Origin of the sequence: Amycolatopsis sp. NBC_00355 (genome assembly GCF_036104975.1) — a bacterium.
Classification (GTDB): Bacteria; Actinomycetota; Actinomycetes; order Mycobacteriales; family Pseudonocardiaceae; genus Amycolatopsis.
In genome coordinates this window covers 9,271,831-9,288,727 of record NZ_CP107982.1, presented here as the reverse complement: position 1 = coordinate 9,288,727, position 16,897 = coordinate 9,271,831, and the positions used below count along the sequence as shown (strand labels likewise).

Here is a 16,897-nt window from a genome sequence, read left to right as displayed (position 1 = left end):
GACCCGCGAAAGTCACTGCTCCACGTTCTTGTTGCGCGATCCGGTCAGAAGAGTTGCGCGATCCGCGCAAGCCGACGTAGTCTCTGTCCATGACACGCGGCGCGAGTCGCACCCGTTCGACGGACGACCCGTAGCGCAGTGCCGACAACGAAGGAAGAGACCCGTGAGCGAGCTCCCGATCCTCGCCGTCACCCTCGGCGACCCCGTGGGCATCGGCCCGGAGATCACCCTGAAGACCCTCGCCGAGCCCGAGTCCCTGCAGATGGCGCGCGGGGTCGCGGTCGGTGACGCGATCGTGCTGGAACGCCTGGTCCGGCACCTGGGCCTGAACCTGGAGATCAACCCGATCGCCACGGTCGCCGACGCGCGCTTCACCACCGGCGTGATCGACATCCTCAACCTCGGCGTGGTCCGCGAGGACCTGCCGTGGGGCGAGGTGAACGCGACCGTGGGCGCCGCGGCGCTCGGGGCGATCGAGGTGGCCACCCGGCTCGCGCTGGCCGGCGAGGTCGACGCGGTCGTGACCGCGCCGATCAGCAAGGAGGCGATCCGGGCGGCGGGCTCACAGCACTTCGGGCAAACCGAGATGCTCGGCGAGCTGACCGGCTCGACCCGGTACAACACGATGTTCTGGGTGTCCGGGCTGAAGATCTTCTTCGCCACCCGGCACCTTTCGCTGCGCGAGGCGCTCGACCGGATCACCCGGGAGAACATCGAGTACGCGATCCGCGAGGCCTACACCGCGCTGGAGGTGTTCGGCACGGAGAAACCGAGACTCGCGGTGGCGGCCCTGAACCCGCACGGCGGCGAGGGCGGCAGGTTCGGCGACGAGGAGATCGCCGTGATCGCGCCCGCGGTGGCCGCGGCGCGGGCCGCGGGCCTCGACGTGGTCGGCCCGCTCCCCGCGGATTCCGTGTTCCACCAAGGGATCCAGGGTCAGTTCGACGGCGTGCTCGCGCTCTACCACGACCAGGGGCACATCGCGTCGAAAACCTACGACTTCGAGGGCACGGTGTCGGTCACCGTCGGCCTGCCCATCCTGCGCACTTCGGTGGACCACGGCACGGCGTTCGACATCGCCGGCACCGGCCGCGCGTCGCACGGCACGATGGTCGCGGCGTTCAAGGCCGCCGCGGCACTGGCGCCGTACGCGCGGAAGCTGCCCTCGATCTACCCGCCGGGCCGATGACGTCCCGGCCGCGACCGGGAACCCGTGACCGGCGCGCGATGCTGCTGGAAGCCGTCCGCGACGGCTCGGGCGGCATCACGCAGCTGGCCGAGGAGTTCGGCGTCTCCGAGTCGACGATCCGCCGGGACCTCGCGTCGCTCGCCGGTGCCGGGCACGTGGTGCGCACCTACGGCGGCGCGCTCGAGACCGGAGCGGACCGCGGTCCCCAGGAGAAGGACCAGGAGTACGCGGCGGCGAGGGACGCCATCGCCCGGAAGGCCGCGGCGGTGGTGCGGGACGGCGAAGTCGTGCTGCTCGACGCCGGGGCGGTCACCGGGCGGCTCGCCCGCCACCTCGCCCACCGCGAAGGGCTGACGGTGGTCACCAACAGCGTCACCGCGATCCGCGAGCTGGCCGGCTTCCCCGGGATCGACCTGATCGTGCTCGGCGGGCGGCTGCGGCACCCCGCCGAGGCGATCCTCGGCGAGACCGTCCTCGCGCAACTGCGGCACGTCTCACCCGACCGGGTGTTCCTCGGCACGGACGGGATGGTGTCCGGGAAGGGTCTGTGCTGCCCGTCACTCGAGCAGTCGGTGGTGAAGCACGCGATGCTGCACGCGGGCACCGAGGCGTACGTGCTGGCCGACCAGTCCCAGCTGGGCCAGGCACCTTTCCCCTACTGGGCTCCGCTGGACCGGGAGTTCCAGCTGGTCACCAACCGCACCTCCGTGGACGTCCGGTACTCGCCGTTCGCCGAGAGCGGAGGCGTCCTGCTCGCCGGCGTGCCGGAAACTGTCGGAGGTGGCGCGCATCATGGACCGCGTGGCTGCTGACGTGCTCGACCTCTTCTCCCCCGCGACCCGCGACTGGTTCGCGGGTGCCTTCGCCGCGCCCACGGCGGCGCAGGAGGGGGCCTGGCGGGCCGCGCACGCGGGGGAACACGCCCTCGTCGTCGCGCCGACCGGGTCCGGCAAGACGCTGTCGGCGTTCCTCTGGGCGCTGGACCGGCTCTCGACGGAACCACCGCCCGCCGAAGCCACGAAGCGCTGCCGGATCCTCTACGTCTCTCCGCTGAAGGCCCTGGCGGTCGACGTCCAGCGGAACCTGCGGGCGCCGCTCGCCGGGATCTCGCAGGCGTCCCGGCGGCTCGGGCTGCCGGTGCCCGAGATCGCCGTCGGCATGCGCACCGGCGACACCACCGCGGCCGAGCGCCGCTCGTTCGGCAAGACCCCGCCGGACGTGCTGGTGACCACGCCCGAGTCGCTGTTCCTGATCCTGACCTCGTCGGCGCGGGAGTCGCTGCGCGGCGTCGAGACGGTGATCGTCGACGAGGTGCACGCGGTCGCCGGCGGCAAGCGCGGCGCGCACCTGGCCCTGTCGCTGGAGCGGCTGGACTCGCTGCTCCCGAAGCCCGCGCAGCGGATCGGCCTGTCGGCGACGGTCCGCCCGGTCGACGAGGTGAGCGCGTTCCTCGCCGGCGGGCGTCCGGTGCGGGTGGTGCAGCCGAAACTCGCGAAGACCATCGAGGTGCGGGTCGAAGTCCCCGTCGACGACATGAGCAACCTCGACGCGCCGCGCGGTCCGGCACCGAGCCCGTTCGACGAGCTGGAGTCGATGACCGAGGCGTTCCCGCCCGGCGACATCGCGCCGGGCGGCCTGGGCACGCTGGAGGAGATCGCCGGCAACCCGGTGCAGCGGCCCTCGATCTGGCCGGCGGTCGAGGAGCGGGTGCTGAGCCTGATCCAGGCCCACCGCTCCACCATCGTGTTCGCCAACTCCCGGCGCCTCACCGAGCGGATGACGGCGAGGCTCAACGAACTCGCCGCCGAGCAGACCGAGCTCACGTCGAGCGACACGTTCCCCGCCGAGGCCGTCGGGCAGTCGGGCGTGAGCACCGGCGCGCCGCCGGTGATCGCGCGGGCGCACCACGGGTCGATGTCGCGGGAGCAGCGCACGCACGTCGAAGAGGCGCTCAAGTCCGGGCAGCTGCCGTGCGTGGTGGCGACCTCGTCGCTGGAGCTGGGCATCGACATGGGCGCGGTCGACCTGGTGGTGCAGATCGAGGCACCGCCGACGGTGGCGTCCGGGCTGCAGCGCGTCGGGCGCGCCGGGCACCAGGTCGGCGCGGTGTCCTCCGGGGTGATGTTCCCGAAGTTCCGCGGGGACCTCGTGTCCTGCGCGGTCGTCGCGGAACGGATGGCGTCCGGGGCGATCGAAGCGGTCCGCTACCCGCGCAACCCGCTGGACGTCCTGGCGCAGCACGTCGTGGCCATGGTGGCGCTCGAACCCTGGACCGTCGCGGACCTCGCGACCCTGGTGCGGCGGGCGGCGCCGTTCGCGGCGCTGCCGGACGACGCGCTGCACGCGGTGCTCGACATGCTCGCCGGCCGGTACCCGAGCGAGGAGTTCGGCGAGCTGCGGGCGCGGATCACCTGGGACCGCATCGCCGGCGAGCTGCGCGGGCGGCCGGGCTCGCAGCGGCTGGCCGTCACCTCGGGCGGCACCATCCCGGACCGCGGCCTGTTCACCGTCATGACCCCGGGCGGGGACGACAAACCCGGCTCCCGGGTCGGCGAATTCGACGAAGAGATGGTGTACGAGTCGCGCGTCGGCGACACGATCCTGCTGGGCACGTCGTCGTGGCGGATCACCGACATCACGCACGACCGGGTCATCGTGGTGCCCGCGCCGGGCGAGCCGGCGCGGATGCCGTTCTGGAAGGGCGACGCGCCGGGGCGTCCGCTGGAACTCGGCCGGGCGCTGGGGAAGTTCGTCCGCGAACTGTCCACATCGGACGACCAGAAGGCACGGGAGCGGGCCACCGCGGCGGGCTTGGACGAGCGGGCGTGCGACAACCTGCTCGCCTACCTGGCCGAGCAGAAGGCCGCGACCCGGCACGTCCCGAACGACCGGACGCTCCTGCTGGAGCGCTACCGCGACGAGCTGGGCGACTGGCGGATCGTCGTGCACTCGCCGTTCGGCGCGCAGGTGAACGCGCCGTGGGCGCTGGCGATCGCCGCGCGGCTGCGGGAAAACCGCGGGGTCGACGCGCAGATCGCGCACTCCGACGACGGCATCGTGCTGCGCCTGCCCGACGCGCTGGACGCCGAGGGCGCCGACGTCACGATCAGCGCCGACGACATCCTGCTCGATCCCGAAGAGGTCGAGCAGCTGATCGTCGCCGAGGTGGGCGGCTCGGCCGTGTTCGCGGCCCGGTTCCGGGAGTGCGCGGCGCGATCGTTGCTGCTGCCGCGCCGGGATCCGCGGCGCCGGACCCCGTTGTGGCAGCAGCGGCAGCGGGCGTCGCAGCTCCTTTCGGTCGCGGCGAAGTACGAACGCTTCCCGGTCGTGCTCGAGGCGATGCGCGAGGTCCTGCAGGACGTCTACGACGTGGGCGGGCTGCGCGAACTGATGGCGGACGTCCGGGCCCGCAAGGTCCGGCTGGTGGAGGTCGAGACGCCGGCGGCGTCGCCGTTCGCGCGCAGCCTGCTCTTCGGCTACATCGGGATGTTCCTCTACGAGACCGACGCGCCGCTGGCCGAGCGGCGCGCGGCGGCGCTGTCGCTGGATTCGGGTCTCCTGGCCGAACTCCTGGGCACGGAGGCGATCCGGGAACTGCTCGATCCCGAAGCCGTCTCCGAGGTCGAGCGGTCGTTGCAGCGCCTCGAACCCGACCGGCACGCGCGCTCGGCCGAGGACACCGCCGACCTGCTGCGGTTCCTGGGCGACATGACCGTCGCGGAGGCCGGGGAGCGCGGGATCCAGCCGGAGTGGCTCACCGAGCTGGAAGGGGCGCGGCGCGCGCTCCGGGTGCGGATCGGTGGTGAGGAACGGTTCATCGCGATCGAGGACGCGGGCCGGGTGCGGGACGCGCTGGGCACCGCGCTGCCGGTCGGCGTGCCCGAGGCGTTCACCGAACCGGTCGCGGACCCGCTCGGAGACCTGCTGGCGCGCTACGCCCGGAGCCGGGGCCCGTTCGCCGCGGCGGCCGTGGCCGTAAGGTTCGGGCTCGGCGCGGCCGTCGTCACCGGCGTCCTCGACCGGATGACCGGGGAAGGGCGCCTGGTCCGGGGCGAACTGAGTCCCGTCGGGCACCCGGACACCCACGGTGCCGGGGTCGAGTACTGCGATTCGGCCGTGCTGCGGCGCCTGCGGCGGGCGTCGCTGGCGAAGCTGCGGGCCGAGGTGGAGCCGGTCGAACCGGCGGCTTTGGGCCGGTTCCTGCCGTCGTGGCACGGGTTCGGCGGGCGCGTCCGGGCGGCGCCGACGGCGGACGACGTGCTGTCGGTGGTCGAGCAGCTCGCCGGGGCGCCGTTGCCGGCGAGCGCGGTGGAGTCGCTGATCCTGCCGGGCCGGCTGCCGGGTTACTCCCCCGCGTTGCTGGACGAGCTGACGACCGCGGGCGAAGTCACCTGGGCGGGCTGCGGCGCGCTGTCGGGCGGGGACGGCTGGATCGCCCTCGCCCCCACGGACGTCGCCGACCTGCTGCTGCCGGAAGTGGTCGAGGACATCCCGACCGGACCGCTGCACGACGCCATCGTGTCCACTTTGGAGGGTGGCGCGCTGTTCTTCCGGCAGCTGGTGGACCGCGCGACCGTACTGGTGGACAAAGCGCCGAGCGACGCCGAAGTCGTGGCCGCGCTGTGGGATCTGGTGTGGGCCGGGCTGGTCACCGGCGACACACTGGGGCCGTTGCGCGCCCAGGTCGCCGGGCACGGCGCGCACAAACCGCGTCGCCAAGCCCCGCGCGGCCGGTACGCGCGGCTGCGGGCGGGGCGGCCGCAGATGCCGTCGCGCTCCGGCCCGCCGACCGTCGCCGGCCGGTGGGCGCTGACCCCCACCCGCGAGACCGACGCGACCCGGCGGGCCCACGCCCGTACCGAAGCGTTCCTGGAGCGCCACGGGGTCCTGACCCGCGGCGCGCTCGACACCGAACGCGTCACGGGCGGGTTTTCCGGGATCTACAAGGTGCTGCGCGGCATGGAGGACACCGGCCAGGTGATCCGCGGGTACGTCGTGGAGGGGCTCGGCGCGGCCCAGTTCGCGGCGAAGGGCGCGGTGGACCGGCTGCGCGCGCTGTCCGGCCCGGGCCGTCCCGCTCCCGGGCGCGCGGTGGTCCTGGCGGCGGCGGACCCGGCCCAGCCGTACGGCGCGGCGCTGCCCTGGCCCGCCGCGACCGGCGACACGAAGCACCGACCGGCGCGGAAGGCCGGCGCGCTGGCCGTGCTGGTGGACGGGGTGCCGGCCCTGTACGTCGAGCGAGGCGGCCGATCGCTGCTGAGCTTCACGGAGGAACGGCAACCCCTCACGGACGCGGCCCAGGCGTTGTCGGCGGCGGTCCGCGAAAGCTGGCTGGGTCAGCTGTCGGTCCAGCGCGCGGACGGCGAGCAGGCCCTGACCTCCGAACTCGCACAAGTACTGACGGAAGCGGGTTTCCGCGCGACACCCTCGGGTCTGCGCCTACGCGCCTGACCCGGCCGACCGGCCGCGCCGGGTTCGTGGTGATTCCCCGACGGGGCGCTCACCCGCTGGCCTAAGCTGCCAGTCCGACACCGCACGAAGGATGTTCTGCTCATGGCCATGCGCGAGCTGCGCTATTTCGGGGACCCGATCCTCAAGTCCGCCTGTGATCCGGTCACGGTTTTCGACGAGAAGCTCGAGGCGCTCGTGCGGGACCTGGTCGACTCCGTGAAGCCCGACGGGCGGGCCGGGCTGGCCGCGCCGCAGATCGGCGTCGGGCTGCGGATCTTCAGCTATGACGTCGCCGGGCTCACCGGGTACGTCATCAACCCCGAGATCGTCGAGCTGTCCGAAGAGACGCACGAGATCAACGAGGGCTGCCTGTCGGTGCCGGAGCTGTGGTTCCCCACCGAGCGGGCGGTGCACGCCAAGGTCCGCGGGGTCGACGTGCACAACGAGCCGATCGAGGTGGAGGGCGAACAAGTGCTGGCGCAGTGCCTGCAGCACGAAACCGACCATCTCGACGGCGTTCTATACCTCGACCGGCTCACGACCGAGCGCAAGAAGACCGCTCTGCGCGAAGCGCGGGACAAGGACTGGTTCTGGAAGCGCTGATCGCGCTCAGGCCGACAAGAACAGTCTGAGCTTGGCTCCGTCTTCCGTACCGCGTTCGGTGCGCAGGCCGGCTCGGGCCGCGGTGCGGGGCAGGACGTCGTCGCCCGCGAGGCAGTCGGCGGTCAGTTCGGTGATGCCCTGGGCTTCGGCGATGGCCGCGAGCCGGGCCAGCAGGGCGGTGCCGATGCCCTGGCGCTGCCAGTCGTCCTCCACCAGCAGGGAGATCTCGGCGCCGCCGGCCGCGGACGGGATGAGCTGGGCCAGGCCGATCACCTCCCGGCCGAAGACGGCCAGCACGCTCGTGCCGCGCGGCGGCATCAGCAGGCGGTGCAGCCAGCGGCGCGGCACCGTCCGCACTCCCGTGTGGTAGCGGCGGAACAGCGTCGCCATCGAGCAGCGGCGGTGCAGTTCGGACACCGCGTCGGCGTCGCCGGGGAGGCCCTTGCGCAGGACGATCGCCGCGCCGTCCGGGCGGTTGAGGACCACCGGGCCCGCGACGTTCCGGGCCGCCGCGGTGAGCAGGGTGACGAGCGACTCGGCGCGGGTCAGCTCGAGCTGCACGAACGGCGCCCACTGGCGGCGCGCCACCAACGCGGTGTCGGCGCCGAGCTCGAACACGGCGCGGTGCCCGCTCTCGGTGCGGGCCGGGTTGGCCTCGGTCGCGGGGACGAGCGTGACGACGTCGGCGGCCAAGACCTCCTTCAGCACCTCGGTGAGGCGGGCCGGATCGTCGATCGCGCGGCGGGCCGCGGCCAGCGTCGACGACGCCGAGTCGACCAGCTCGTGGACGTCGGCGTCGATGATCGCGGTGCATTCGCAGCCCTCGTCGCGGATGGCGTCGACCAGCAGCCGCCGGGGCAGGCCGACCGCGGGGCGCAGCACGATCTCGTCCAGCACGCCGCCCGGGACCGGCAGCACGGTCAGGCCGAGGATGTTGCACTCGAGGTCGGCGAGCCGGATGGCGATGCGGGCCAGGGTGCCCGGGTGATCGTGCATCCGGACCCGCACCCGCCAGGCGGACGGCACGGCCGGCTCCTCGACGCCGGCCGGCTGACCGTGCTGGGGCAACGCTCGAGAGGTCTCCATGCCCACCACGGTCCCCCGCGGTTGTTGCCTCACCGGGACGCGAGTGTTTCGCGCAGGTCAGCGTTCGCCGTGACCCGGCAACTCCGGCGAAACACGCAAGTCCCACACCCCCGGCGCGGCTGCCGCCCCGGGGACGTCTTCGGCCGGCAACCCGGGCCGCGCGTGGTTGCGATCCGGCCGCCGACCGGGGGGCCAACCCGGCCCGCCACACTCCACGACAGCTCAGCCCGCCACGCGCCGACCACGCCCGCAACCGGCCTGCTGACCTGGCGACAAGCCCGACCTGCCCGCAGCCCGCCCCGCCGACCTGGCGACCAGCCTGGCCTCGCCGCAACCCGCCCACCGACCTGACGACCAGCCCGGCCTGACCGCAGCCCGCCAGCCGACCTGACCAGCCGGAAGAACGGCGAGCCCGACGGCAGGATCGCGACCACGTCGGCCAGCAGCCAGGACGCGTACGGCATGCCGTGAACCAGGTAGGCGCGCCGTGATACCGCGTCGCAGTAGTCGCGGACCATGACGTGGGGCGGTCCAGGCCCCAGTGGGTGCGCAACGCGCCGAAGCCGACCGCGTGGGATGGATCCTTCGACGATCCGCCTTCCCCGCCAGTCGGAGGTCTCCATTCTTCCCAAGCCGGCTCAGCGCGGGGTCAGCACGCAGAACTCGTTGCCCTCCGGGTCGGCCAGTACGCGCCACGGCAAGCCCGCGCCCTCCCGATCCGCCGGGGACGCGCCCGCCACCAGAACTTCCGACACCGCGGCCGCGTGGCCGGCGCCCGCCGGGGGTGCGATGTCCAGGTGGATCCGGTTCTTCACGCGCTTCGCGTCTTCGTTGCGGAGGAACTCCAGCCACGGGCCGCGGCCCGACGGGGCGCGCAGGCCCACGATGACGTCACCTTGGCGGGACTGGACCGGCCAGCCGGTGATCCCCGCCCAGAAGTCCGCCAGCCGCGGCGGGGACCAGGCGTCCACCAGGATCGACGCCACCGCACCCGTGTCCGCGTAGTGTTCGCGCGGCTCCAGGACGCAGAACTCGTTGCCCTCCGGGTCCGCCAGCACCACCCACGGCACCGCGCCCTGCCCGATGTCGACGCGCCGGGCGCCCAGCTCCACCGCCCGCTCGACCAGCTCCGTCTGGTGCGAGAGGGTCTTGCTCGCCAGGTCGAGGTGGATGCGGTTCTTGACGACCTTGGCTTCGGGCACCGGCACGAACACCAGGTCCAGATCCCAGCCGTCGGCCTCCGGGGCGCGCACGTCGACCTCGTCCGGCTGCTCCACGGCGACGCGCCAGCCGAGCAGCGCGGCCCAGAAGTCCGCCAGGACCCTCGGCCGCGCCGCGTCGATCACCAGGTTGACCAGGCGAGTACTCATGCGCCGCAGGCTAGCCGCGACCCCCGACAATTCCGGTTCGGCTTCCCCGCCGGCCGGGTCATCGGGTCGCGAGCCGCAGCAGCGCCCAGAGCTGGGCCGCCTGGTCGTGCACTCCTCGCACGGTCACCGAGGTCAAGGACGCCCGGCCCCAGAGCCACAGGTACATCCGCTCCGGTTCGGCCGTGACGACGTCGTCCGCGGCCTCGGCCTCCTCGGCCGGGCAGTGCCAGGCCTGCGTCGACTCCGGTCCGGCCCGCGCGATCCAGCTGTGACCGCCGGCCCGCACGCCGACCGAGCCCGCTTTCGTGCCGGTCAGCCCGAGCAGCGGCAGCTTTTGCCCGAACCAGAGCGCCAGCGCTTCGTCGATGCCGTCGAGCGCGAGGTCTTCGGGCACGTCACGCGGTTCGACGCCGGCCGACTGTTCGACGTCGACGCGGTGCACGATCGTCTCGTGCACCATCCGCCGGCGCCAGAAGCCGTACGTCGGGTCGGCGGGCCACCACGTGTCGGCGTGCTCCTCCGGGTGATGCGCCGCCAGCTCGTCGAGCAGTTCGGCCAGGCCGGTCTCCAGGTACTCCGCCACGCCCTGGCCGGGCTCCGGGTCACGCTGCCATTCGTCCGGAATCCGCCCTTCGGTCAGCCGGCGCCGGACCATCCGGTAGCGGCTGCCGACGTGCCGGGCCACCTCGCCGAGCGACCACCCCGGGCACGCGGGCACCGGTGCCTCGAGCGGCGCCTCGCGCACCGCCTCGGCCAGTACCCCGCCTTCGATCCCCAACGCCGTGAGCAGCCGCCCTTGGTCGACCAGGCCGTGCTCACGCGACATGGGCGTCCTCGACGATCGGCAGGCCGTGCACGAGGCGGCGGACCAGTTCCAGGAACGGCTTGGCGGCGCGCACGAGCTCCGCGGCCGCCTCGGCGGTGACCTTGCCGGTGATCCCGGCCTGCGCGTCGGCGCGCATGGCCGAGTTGCTCGCGAAGAAGGCGGACCACTCCCGCAGCTCGGGGGCGTCGGCGTCGAGCAGGACCCACGTGCTGGCCGGGCGCGACCGGCCCCGGTGCGGGCGGCCGTGGGCGGCGAGCACCGCGGCGGCGCCGCGCAGCGCAGCGAGGTAGGCGCCGATGAACCGCTCCGCGGGATCGGCTTCCCGCTCGGCTTCGGCGAGGCCGCGCCGCGCCTGGGTGAGCAGGCCGGCCGCCGCCGGCGAGGCGGGCGGGCGCAGCGACATGGGCAGCTGGGGCTGCCCGGGATCCGCGGGGGACACGACCGAGACGGACATGACGACCCTCCTCCTGCGCGTTGTGAGCCCGGTCGATGACCGGCGCGGGGCGCTTCCCCCGTCCCGCGCCGGTCACCTGACCGGTGCGCGCTCACCAGATGTCGAACGTCTGTTCGAACAATTTCCAGAGTAACCCCGGACGTGGCGTTCGCTCAACCCCGAGGCGGAATCCCCCGGACGTGGTGCGGGACACCTCGCCGCCGGCGTGATCTCATAGGTTCATGAGTTCGCTGGACCACCCCGCCGTCGCCAAGGTGGCGGCCGCACTGTCCGAAGCCGGGCAGCACGCCGCCGCCGAAGGCATCCGCGTCCTGCCCGCCGAGGTCCGGACCGCCGCCCAGGCGGCCGAGGCACTCGGCGTGCCGGTGGGGGCCATCGCCAACAGCCTCATCTTCCGCGTGGGGTACGACAAAAACGCGCACGCGCTGCTCGCGCTGACCTCCGGCGCCCACCGCGCGGACCCGGAAACGCTCGCCGGGCTGGCCGGGGTCGACGCCGTCGGGAAGGCCGACGCCGACTTCGTGCGGGCTCACACCGGGCAGCCGATCGGCGGCGTCGCCCCGGTCGGGCACCCCACGCGGCTGACCACGCTGGTCGACACCGCGCTGCGCGCCCACGACGTCGTCTGGGCCGCCGCCGGGCACCCGAAGACCGTCTTCCCGACGACCTTCGCCGGGCTGGTGGCGTTGACCGGGGGCACTCCGGGCGCGCTCGCCGGCGCGGAGGAAGATGAGCAGCCGTGACCGCGATGCGCTCCCGTTACGTCCAGCTCTCGGCGGACGAGTTCCGCGCGCGCCTGCCCGAGGCGCTGGACATCTACGTCCGGGCGATGCGCTACCCGGCCGGCACCGCCGAGCAGCGGGCGCCGATGTGGCTGACCCACGCGCTGCGCGAGGGCTGGCGCTGCATGGCCGCCTTCGACGCCGACGACGTCCTGCTCGGCGTGGCCTACGGCTACCGCGGCCGGCCCGGGCAGTGGTGGCACGAGCAGGTGCGCCACGGCCTGAGCCGCCGGTCCGGGCCCGCCGAGGCCGACCGCTGGCTGATGGACTACTTCGAGCTGACCGAGATCCACGTCCGGCCGGAGAACCAGGGCCACCAGATCGGCGAGGACCTGCTGCGCGGCCTGCTCGAGAGCGTGCCGAGCGCGAACGTGCTGCTGTCGACGCCGGAGGGCACGAGCCGGGCGTGGAAGCTCTACCGCCGCACCGGTTTCGTCGACGTCCTGCGCGACTACCACTTCGCCGGCGACCCGCGGCCGTTCGCGATCCTGGGGCGGGCGCTACCCCTCGAGCCCCTCGAGCCCCTCGAGACGCCCTGAGGGGCAGCGCCGGGGTTCACCTCCGTTCGGGCCGCCAGTAGCCGACGGCCAGCGCCGCGACCAGCACGGCCGCGCCGCACCACGCCGTGCCGGCCGGCCGTTCGCCGAGCAGGACCGCGGACAGCACCGCCGCGGTCAGCGGTTCGAGCACCGCCGACAGCGCGCCCAGCACCGGGTGGGCGTCCGCGAGACCGCGCAGGTACGCGGCGTACGCGAGCGCGGTGGGCACCACGCCGAGGTACAGGGCGACCGCGAGGACGTCCACGTGCAGGGGCAGCGCCATCCCGGACCAGCTCGCCACCGGGGTGAGCAGCAGCCCGCCGAGCAGGCAGCCGAACGCCGTCGTGGACAGCGGGTCGAGGCTCTCGACCGGCTTCGCGGTCACCAGGGTGAGCGTCGCGAAACCGGCCGCCGCGAGCAGCGCGAAGCCGAGGCCGCCGAGGGACGCCGAGTCCTGCGGCGACCAGCGGAGCAGCACCAGGCCGGCGAGGGTGCCGGCCAGCGAGACGAGCGTCCAGCGACCGGGACGGCGCCGCCCGGCCAGGGTGACCACGACGGGTGCCGCGCCGATCGTGGTCATGGTCGCGACGCTCACCGAGCTGAGCGCGACGGCGGCGAAGTAGCTCGCCTGGGACAGGGCGAACAGGCCGCCGACGGCGAGCAGGCGCTTCGCCGCGGCCAGGCCGCGCGGGCGGATCTTGACGAACAGGCACGCGACTCCCCCGCCGACGAGCAGCCGCCAGGCGGCGACGGCGAGCGGGTGGAGGCCGGCGAGTTCGCCGAGAAGTGAGCCGGCGAGACCGCCGGTGCCCCACAGGACACCGGCGAGAACGAGCGCGGCCGACGAACGGGCGCGCACGGGTAAGGCGAGGGACATCGGAAACGCTCCTGCGTCGAAGGGATCGGAATCGACGACGCGGGGCGATCTGCTTCAGAGCACCACGAAGAAGCCGTGGGTCACACGGCGAAGACCACCCCGCTCAGACGCGGGGCGGCGGGGTGACGAACAGGATCCGATGCACGAAGGGAACGTAGCGGGGACGCGGAGCGCGCGGCCACCGGTTTTCCCGGCGGCCGCGCGCGGCCGTCAGTCCAGGTGGGCCAGCTGGTCCCGCAGCGTGTCCAGGCCCATGCCGCCCATGTTGAGGGCCTGGGTGTGGAAGCGCTTGATGTCGAACGACGCTCCCGCGCGGGTCCGGGCGTCCTCGCGGGCGGCCAGCCAGAGGCGCTCGCCGATCTTGTACGACGGGGCCTGGCCCGGCCAGCCCAGGTAGCGGTCGATCTCGTCGCGGACGTGCGCGGGGTCGGTGATCGTGCGGGTCAGCATGAACTCCAGGCCCAGTTCGGGGGTCCAGCGCTCGCCTTCGTGGAAGCCCGTGCCCGCCGGGATCCCGAGTTCCAGGTGCATGCCCAGGTCGATGATCACGCGGGCGGCGCGGAAGAGCTGCTCGGACAGCATGCCCAGCAGGTCGCCGTCGTCGGAGAGGTAGCCCAGGTCCTGCATCAGGCGCTCGGAGTACAGCGCCCAGCCCTCCGCGTGGCCCGAGGTGAACGCCATCATCCGCTGGTACTTGTTCAGCGCGTCCGACTGGTCGACCGCCGTCGCGATCTGCAGGTGGTGGCCCGGCGCGCCCTCGTGGTAGACGGTGCTCGTCTCGCGCCAGGTGATGAACTCGTCGCGGCCCGGCGGCAGTGACCACCACATGCGTCCCGGCCGGCTGAAGTCCTCGCTCGGGCCGGTGTAGTACGCGCCGACGCCGCCGCCCGGCGGGGCGATCAGGCACTCCAGCGCCATCACCCGGTCCGAGATGTCGAAGTGCTTGCCGCGCAACGACTTCAGCGCGTCGTCGGACAGTTTCTGCATCCACGCCTCGAACTCGGCGCGGCCCTGGACGCGGTAGCGCGGGTCGGCGTCGAGCTGCGCCGCGGCCTCCGCCGGGGTCGCGCCCGCCTTGACCCGGTTCGCGACGGCGCGCATCTCGGCCTCGATGCGGGCGAACTCCGCCCAGCCCCACTCGTAGGCCTCGCGCAGGTCGAGCGCCGCGCCGACGAAGTACCGCGACCACAGGCGGTAGACGTCCTCGCCGACGGCGTCCTTCACCGGTGCCTTGGGCGCCAGCTCGGCGCGGAGGAATCCGGCGAACTCCGCGAACGCCTCTTCGGCGGCTCGCGCGCCGCGTGCGAGGTCGGCCTTGAGGGCGTCGCCCTGCTTCTCGGCGCCACCCACGAGTTCGTTGAAGAAGCCCTTCTCCTCCTTCAGACCGGCCCACGTCTCGCACTGCTCCGCGACCTTCGCGACCTGTCGCAGCGCCGCGACGTGGCCCGCGTCGGAGCCGGCCAGCAGGCCCGTGCGGATCCCGGCCAGCGCCTTCGGGACCTCGCCGATCCGCGACGCGACGACCGACCAGTCGGCCTCGGTGTGCACCGGCATCAGGTCGAAGGCCATCCGCAGTTCCTGCACCGGGCTGGAGATCACGTTGAGCTGCGCGACGTCCAAGCCGGCTTCGTGGATCTCCAGCTCGAGCCCGATCCGCTCGGTGAACACGGCTTTCGCGGAGCGCTCGCCGGCGTCGGCGGGCTCGGCCGCGCCCACCGCGGCGTGCGCCCGCGCGGCCAGCGCGGCGCGCTCGTCGAACCCGGCGGGTGAGTAGTCGGTCAGCAGGTGGTCGTGGCCGATGATGCCGAAGGAGGTCGCGGCGACCGGGTCGGCGGCCGCGTAGTCGTCGACGTAGCGGTCGCAGATCCCGTGCACGCCATCGGAAGAAGAAGCCATGCGCCGCACGCTACCGGTCCACTACCGGCCCGCGGTACGGACTTAAGTGCGGGCCGGACTTAAGTGCGGGCCGGCACCAGCCCGAGCCGCGCGATCACCTCGCGTGTCGCCTTCGACCGGTTGAAGGTGTAGAAGTGCAGCGTCGGCACGCCCTCGGCGATCAGCTTCTCGCACAGCTCGGTGATCACGTCGATGCCCGCGGCGCGGAACGCCTTGGGGTCGTCGGCGAACGGCTCGAGCCGGTCGAGCAGCTTCGCCGGGGCCGGCGCGCCGGACAGCTTGATCGTCGTCTGCAGCGTCCGCAGCGTCGTCAGCGGCATCACGCCGGGCAGCACCGGGACGTCGCAGCCGGTCGCCGCGACGCGGTCGCGCAGGCGGAGGAAGTCCTCGGCGTCGTGGAACAGCTGCGCGATCGCGAAGTCGGCGCCCGCGCGCAGCTTGCGGACCAGGTACTTCGTGTCGTGCTCGAGGTCCGGCGAGCGCGGGTGGCCGTAGGTGGACGCCGAGACGCCGACGCAGAAGTCGCCCAGCTCACGCACGAGCTGGACCAGCTCTTCGGCGTAGTTCAGGCCTTCGGGGTGCGGGACCCAGTCGCCGTAGACGTCGCCCGGCGGGTCACCGCGCAGCGCGAGGATGTTGCGGACGCCGACCGAGGCGTACCAGCCGATGACGTTGCGCAGCTCGGCGACGGAGTGGTTGACGGCGGTCAGGTGCGCCATCGGCACCAGCGTCGTCTCGGTCGCGACGCGGGCGATGCTGCGGATCGTGCCGTCGCGGCTCGAGCCGCCGGCGCCGTAGGTGATCGACATGTAGGCCGGGTCGTACGGCTCGAGCTCCCGGATCGCCTTCCACAGGACGGCCTCGTCCGCCGTGTCCCGGGGTGGGAAGAACTCGATGGAGAACTTCGGCCCGTCTCCTCGCAACCGCTCGATCACCGACGTCATACCCGAATGTTAAGGGCCAGTGCCCGACATCCGGGAGCCCCCGCCGGTGTTCCGAGACGGAGTGTCGAGTGGTTTTCGAGTGCGTTTCGTGCGGCCGCCGCCGACTAGACTGGATCCGCACCCCGGGAGGGAGCGATGAGGGACGACGACGCGAGCTGGGACGAGAGCGTGCGCCTGGCCGTCTACCAGGCCTTCGCCGGCCACGGGCGCGCGCCGACGGCGTCCGAGCTGGCCGACGCGGCGGGCGGGTCGCTCGCCGTGGCGAAGCAGGCGCTGCACCGCCTCGCCGCCGCCCACCACCTGGTGCTCGACGAGTTCGAGCACGTCGTGCTGGCGCACCCGTTCGCCGCTCGGTCGTTCGGCTTCTCCGTGATGGGAGCGCGCACGCTGTGGTGGGGCGGCTGCGCCTGGGACTCGTTCGCCGTCCCCCACCTCGTCGAAGCCGAGCCGGAGGTGCTGGTCGCGACCCGGTGTCCCGGCTGCGAGCGGCCGCACGCGCTGGTCGTCGGCCGCGCCGGGCCGCCGGACGGTGCCCAGGTGGCGCACTTCCTCGTGCCCGCCGCGCGGATGTGGGAAGACGTGCTGCGCACCTGCGGGCACCAGCGGCTCTTCTGCGACGAGTCCTGTGTGGACGAGTGGCTCGCCGCGACCGGGCAGGCCAAGGGGTACGTGCTGGATCTCGCGACGCTCTGGCGGCTCGCGCGCGGCTGGTACGCGGGCCGGCTGGAACGCGGCTACCGGCGCCGCGAGCCCGACGGTGTCGTCGCGTACTTCGCCGAAGCCGGGCTCACGGGCCCGTTCTGGGCGCCCGGCGCGAGAGTCTGATTCACCACATCCGGGCGCCCCGGCGGCCCGGGCGCGGCCGGGTTCGGCGAGGATG

At 73.4% G+C, this 16,897-nt stretch carries 14 protein-coding genes; 7 read left to right on the top strand and 7 right to left on the bottom strand.

Annotation, left to right across the window (positions count from 1 at the left end; translation table 11 throughout):
* Positions 1-163: 163 nt before the first annotated feature.
* The 4 genes from pdxA (at position 164) to def (ending at position 7,243) form a co-directional block, all read left to right on the top strand.
* The gene (pdxA, locus tag OHS18_RS43170; RefSeq protein ID WP_328614691.1) at positions 164-1,189 is read left to right on the top strand and encodes a 4-hydroxythreonine-4-phosphate dehydrogenase PdxA; all 1,026 of its coding nucleotides are present in this window, start codon (positions 164-166) and stop codon (positions 1,187-1,189) included.
* Between the two features lie 38 nt (positions 1,190-1,227).
* Positions 1,228-2,001, top strand: a complete 774-nt coding sequence (locus OHS18_RS43165) for a DeoR/GlpR family DNA-binding transcription regulator (RefSeq protein WP_328442931.1) — start codon at positions 1,228-1,230, stop codon at positions 1,999-2,001.
* A complete protein-coding gene (locus tag OHS18_RS43160; RefSeq protein ID WP_328618681.1) occupies positions 1,982-6,640 on the top strand; it encodes a DEAD/DEAH box helicase in 4,659 nt (1,552 codons plus the stop codon). The genes OHS18_RS43165 and OHS18_RS43160 overlap by 20 nt, the downstream gene beginning before the upstream one ends.
* 102 nt (positions 6,641-6,742) lie before the next feature.
* On the top strand, positions 6,743-7,243 hold the full coding sequence (def, locus tag OHS18_RS43155; RefSeq protein ID WP_328442932.1) for a peptide deformylase: 501 nt from the start codon (positions 6,743-6,745) through the stop codon (positions 7,241-7,243).
* A 6-nt stretch (positions 7,244-7,249) separates the two neighbouring features.
* Here def and OHS18_RS43150 read toward each other — a convergent pair whose 3' ends face one another.
* From OHS18_RS43150 to OHS18_RS43135, 4 genes are all read right to left on the bottom strand, one after another.
* Positions 7,250-8,329: a GNAT family N-acetyltransferase gene (locus tag OHS18_RS43150; RefSeq protein WP_442875313.1), complete on the bottom strand. Its 1,080-nt coding sequence runs from the start codon at positions 8,327-8,329 to the stop codon at positions 7,250-7,252.
* A gap of 638 nt (positions 8,330-8,967) precedes the next feature.
* A complete protein-coding gene (locus OHS18_RS43145; protein WP_328614690.1) occupies positions 8,968-9,699 on the bottom strand; it encodes a VOC family protein in 732 nt (243 codons plus the stop codon).
* Positions 9,700-9,757: 58 nt separating this feature from the next.
* Positions 9,758-10,525, bottom strand: coding sequence for a maleylpyruvate isomerase family mycothiol-dependent enzyme (locus OHS18_RS43140; RefSeq protein WP_328614689.1), 768 nt, complete (start codon positions 10,523-10,525; stop codon positions 9,758-9,760).
* The gene (locus tag OHS18_RS43135) at positions 10,515-10,979 is read right to left on the bottom strand and encodes an SAV_6107 family HEPN domain-containing protein (protein ID WP_328614688.1); all 465 of its coding nucleotides are present in this window, start codon (positions 10,977-10,979) and stop codon (positions 10,515-10,517) included. Before OHS18_RS43135 ends, OHS18_RS43140 begins: the two co-directional genes overlap by 11 nt.
* 221 nt (positions 10,980-11,200) lie before the next feature.
* Between OHS18_RS43135 and OHS18_RS43130 the strand changes: the two genes are divergently transcribed.
* Positions 11,201-11,722 carry a YbaK/EbsC family protein gene (locus OHS18_RS43130; RefSeq protein ID WP_328442937.1) on the top strand — a complete coding sequence of 174 codons (522 nt, stop codon included), beginning with the start codon at positions 11,201-11,203 and terminating at the stop codon, positions 11,720-11,722.
* A 5-nt stretch (positions 11,723-11,727) separates the two neighbouring features.
* Positions 11,728-12,300, top strand: a complete 573-nt coding sequence (locus tag OHS18_RS43125) for a GNAT family N-acetyltransferase (RefSeq protein WP_442875451.1) — start codon at positions 11,728-11,730, stop codon at positions 12,298-12,300.
* Positions 12,301-12,316: 16 nt separating this feature from the next.
* Here the strand turns inward: OHS18_RS43125 and OHS18_RS43120 are convergent, their stop codons facing one another.
* The 3 genes from OHS18_RS43120 to OHS18_RS43110 form a co-directional block, all read right to left on the bottom strand.
* Positions 12,317-13,177, bottom strand: a complete 861-nt coding sequence (locus tag OHS18_RS43120) for a DMT family transporter (RefSeq protein ID WP_328614686.1) — start codon at positions 13,175-13,177, stop codon at positions 12,317-12,319.
* Between the two features lie 210 nt (positions 13,178-13,387).
* The gene (locus OHS18_RS43115; protein ID WP_328614685.1) at positions 13,388-15,073 is read right to left on the bottom strand and encodes a DUF885 domain-containing protein; all 1,686 of its coding nucleotides are present in this window, start codon (positions 15,071-15,073) and stop codon (positions 13,388-13,390) included.
* Positions 15,074-15,132: 59 nt separating this feature from the next.
* Entirely contained in the window at positions 15,133-16,017 is an 885-nt protein-coding gene (locus OHS18_RS43110) for a methylenetetrahydrofolate reductase (RefSeq protein WP_328442941.1), read from the bottom strand.
* Positions 16,018-16,152: 135 nt separating this feature from the next.
* Between OHS18_RS43110 and merB the strand changes: the two genes are divergently transcribed.
* Positions 16,153-16,842 carry an organomercurial lyase gene (merB, locus tag OHS18_RS43105; protein WP_328614684.1) on the top strand — a complete coding sequence of 230 codons (690 nt, stop codon included), beginning with the start codon at positions 16,153-16,155 and terminating at the stop codon, positions 16,840-16,842.
* The last annotated feature ends 55 nt before the right edge of the window (positions 16,843-16,897 follow it).

Excerpts from the sequence above, each read along its gene's own strand:
- OHS18_RS43165 (WP_328442931.1), top strand. The coding sequence starts at position 1,228 with ATGCTGCTGGAAGCCGTCCGCGACGGCTCGGGCGGCATCACGCAGCTG.
- OHS18_RS43160 (WP_328618681.1), top strand. The coding sequence starts at position 1,982 with ATGGACCGCGTGGCTGCTGACGTGCTCGACCTCTTCTCCCCCGCGACC.
- def (WP_328442932.1), top strand. The coding sequence starts at position 6,743 with ATGGCCATGCGCGAGCTGCGCTATTTCGGGGACCCGATCCTCAAGTCC.
- OHS18_RS43150 (WP_442875313.1), bottom strand. The coding sequence starts at position 8,329 with ATGGAGACCTCTCGAGCGTTGCCCCAGCACGGTCAGCCGGCCGGCGTC.
- OHS18_RS43145 (WP_328614690.1), bottom strand. The coding sequence starts at position 9,699 with ATGAGTACTCGCCTGGTCAACCTGGTGATCGACGCGGCGCGGCCGAGG.
- OHS18_RS43140 (WP_328614689.1), bottom strand. The coding sequence starts at position 10,525 with ATGTCGCGTGAGCACGGCCTGGTCGACCAAGGGCGGCTGCTCACGGCG.
- OHS18_RS43135 (WP_328614688.1), bottom strand. The coding sequence starts at position 10,979 with ATGTCCGTCTCGGTCGTGTCCCCCGCGGATCCCGGGCAGCCCCAGCTG.
- OHS18_RS43130 (WP_328442937.1), top strand. The coding sequence starts at position 11,201 with ATGAGTTCGCTGGACCACCCCGCCGTCGCCAAGGTGGCGGCCGCACTG.
- OHS18_RS43125 (WP_442875451.1), top strand. The coding sequence starts at position 11,728 with ATGCGCTCCCGTTACGTCCAGCTCTCGGCGGACGAGTTCCGCGCGCGC.
- OHS18_RS43120 (WP_328614686.1), bottom strand. The coding sequence starts at position 13,177 with ATGTCCCTCGCCTTACCCGTGCGCGCCCGTTCGTCGGCCGCGCTCGTT.
- OHS18_RS43115 (WP_328614685.1), bottom strand. The coding sequence starts at position 15,073 with ATGGCTTCTTCTTCCGATGGCGTGCACGGGATCTGCGACCGCTACGTC.
- OHS18_RS43110 (WP_328442941.1), bottom strand. The coding sequence starts at position 16,017 with ATGACGTCGGTGATCGAGCGGTTGCGAGGAGACGGGCCGAAGTTCTCC.
- merB (WP_328614684.1), top strand. The coding sequence starts at position 16,153 with ATGAGGGACGACGACGCGAGCTGGGACGAGAGCGTGCGCCTGGCCGTC.